This is a genomic window from Candidatus Ruminimicrobium bovinum, assembly GCF_902760015.1.
GTDB classification, from domain to species: Bacteria; Elusimicrobiota; Endomicrobiia; order Endomicrobiales; family Endomicrobiaceae; genus Ruminimicrobium; species Ruminimicrobium bovinum.
The window spans coordinates 1-2858 of sequence record NZ_CACWEU010000275.1; the positions used below are offsets into that span (position 1 = coordinate 1).

Below are 2858 nucleotides of genomic sequence, written 5' to 3' on the forward strand. Positions count from 1 at the left end.
CATAGCCACCCATGTTTTCAGCCGTCCTGTCTGTGCATCGAGTATCACCAGTTGTGCATTATCCATCCGCTGTGCTTGGATGAATCTTTTCAGGAGTTTCTTCGTCCGTTTCTCCATTCTTTTGTCAATGGTGGTACATTCGTCCAACGAATAGATTTCCCCAGGATCATTCATCCAGATAGACATGATGGAATTGTCTTCCGAAAAAACACTGATGATTCCCCATTGGTAACCCTTCTTGCCATAGAACCAGCAAGACTCCAGACTATCCCCTTCATTCTCCAATTTGTTGAATCGTAACTCACGATACTCCAACTCAGTGATGTTCTGATGCAGATACATGTCATAAATGCCCTTTCTTCCGTTCTTTGTCACGATGACATACTGCGGTGTATGGCAGAAGTCCACCCTGTCGAACTCATCAAAGTCGTACTGCGTCACCATCAACGAGTCTTCACCGATGCTGTCCACATCCACAACATCCGCTTTTGCCAACATTATGGTTGGCATCAGCAATAATACTACCAGTGCATGGCACTTACTCAACAATGCTCGTTTCATATCTATATTAACTATTCAAAATTTTTACTTCCTCAACACCGTCAATCACGGAAATCTGCGAATTGATTGTTTGTAGTTCATTATAAGAATGGACACCAAAGGTCATGGTGCAGTTGACAATATTATCAACCGTCTTGGTATTCAAATCATCAATAGAGAGGTTGAGCTCCTGCGTAATACAGTTAATCATGTCGTTCAGGAGATGTAGACGGTCAATCGCCAAGACATGAATGCGAACGGAGTGGAGGATGTTAGATTGTTCCTCGTAATCCACGGAGACAATAGAGTCGCCGTGCTTAGATGCCAGTTGTATAGCAACAGAACAGTTACGCTTATGGATGGTTGTCATTCCGTCGTTCTCTATAAAGCCGATAACCTCCTCTCCCGGGATGGGATGACAGTGAGAACAAAGATGATATTTCGGTTTCTCCTGTTGTCCGAAATAACGTTTCAAGAATCCTTTGCCCTTGTAGGTCATAACGTATTCTTTCCAGTTCTGCTGAGGATGGACATCAGGATTGGTGCCAATTTCCACAATGTCACCACGCTGGAGTTTGGTTTTGACAGAAGATAGTAGTCCGTTAATACGCGCATACTGGGCATGCTCGCCGATATCACTGTGAATCTCAAAGGCGAAATCAAGTGCTGTCGCACCTTTGGGAAGATTGAGACCTTTCCCGTTGGGTGTAAACACCATAATATTATCATTATAGAACGCCCTAGATACATCAATAATGAAGTCAGAGTCTTTCTGGTGGAATTCCAGGTCCTTGAGCACAGAGCGAAGCTTCTCTATCCAGAGACGGACAGTATCCTCACGACGTTCGGCAACGACGCCAATATGATTGTTGCGAACCATCCGTTCACTACTAATGTGCACCTCCTCCCAATAGCCAAAATCAGACAGCAGCTGCACATGGAAACTCTGATAACCATTCTCCTTGCAGACATCCAGATAGTTAACAATGCCACAGGGTTTTTCGCTGAACGCACTAGTCAGACGTGAGTATATCTTCAGGGCAAGATCCTTCTCCTGTTCCATATCGTCACAGGCAAACACAATCTCCACCACATGACGGAACGGGATGTGATTGAAATCATCCCCCGTTTTCTGCATCTTGCGCCAGATGCTGAATGGTGGGCGGAATTCCGCATACACCTGAGCATCAATATGTTCTTTCTGCAGTACCTCACGAATCTTATCTGTGAAGTTATGCAGTCTTGCCTCATGTCGTAGCTCATCACGATGGATTAGTCTTGAGATATACTCATACTCGTGTGGGCAACGATAGCGAAAACTCAGGTTCTCCATTTCAATCTTGATGGTGTACAGTCCGAGACGATTGGCTAACGGAGCATAGAAAAAATCCGTCTCACCCGCAATTTTCATCTGCTTGTGAGGTGGCATACTACCAAGCGTCCTCATGTTGTGCAGGCGGTCTGCCAACTTGATCAGCAGTGCACGAATGTCATAGTGGATAGAGTTCAGCATCTGTTTGTAGTTATCCACCTGTTTAGATATCTCATAACGGCCATCACTCTTTTTAGTCATGACGCTGACGAGAAAAGCCACATCGTCCCCAAAGCGCTGGCGAATATCGTTAATGGTGTACTCTGTGTCCTCTACCACATCATGCAGAAATGCCGCTATCACCGGATTAGCGCCCAGCTGCAACTCCTCTGCCACAATCATCGCCACTGCTACAGGATGAACAATATATGGATCTCCAGACTTACGCAGCTGTCCCTCATGAGCCTTACAGGCAAACTCGAAAGCCTCACATATCCTCGCCATGTCCTCAGCCGACACTCTCTTCTCCATCACATAAAATAACTTATGTGCCATCTCTATAACCGCCTTGTTGTATTTCTGTTTCATAATCTTGCATCTTTAGTTGTTATACATCTGAAACTCATATCGACTTGTTTCTCAAAGTTCTTCCTAACTTGTTTTGCGAAATCTTCTGTCTTCACATATTCCTTTATTTCTTCTAATGTCTTACCTGCTGAAACAAAAATGGTTGTATTGATTGCTTTATTATACTTACTTTCAGCTATTTCAAGACAGGCTCCAAGAGAAAAGACAGATGGCTCAAAATCCATTCGCATATTAGACAGGCCCATACTTTCAACCAATGAGTTATCATACAAATTCTTTTCTTTAATCTGTAGAAAATGGTCAAATGGAAGTAATGCGTTAATTGCATTCACATATTCCTCACTCTCAAGACAGTGTGTCGCATATTGCAAGAATAGTTCAAGAATTCCATTGACTGAGTTCTTTGTTTCTTGACATA

At 43.6% G+C, this 2858-nt stretch carries 3 protein-coding genes; all 3 read right to left on the reverse strand.

Features of this window, described 5'->3' with window-relative positions:
* Positions 1-546 (reverse strand): hypothetical protein (locus tag ACMUOV_RS08865; RefSeq protein ID WP_413854798.1); only part of this gene is annotated, 546 nt, incomplete at its 3' end.
* Positions 547-568: 22 nt separating this feature from the next.
* Entirely contained in the window at positions 569-2440 is a 1872-nt protein-coding gene (locus tag ACMUOV_RS08870; RefSeq protein ID WP_413854799.1) for a RelA/SpoT family protein, read from the reverse strand.
* The coding region (locus ACMUOV_RS08875; RefSeq protein WP_413854800.1) for a hypothetical protein at positions 2437-2858 on the reverse strand (422 nt) is incomplete at its 5' end. The genes ACMUOV_RS08870 and ACMUOV_RS08875, both read right to left, overlap by 4 nt.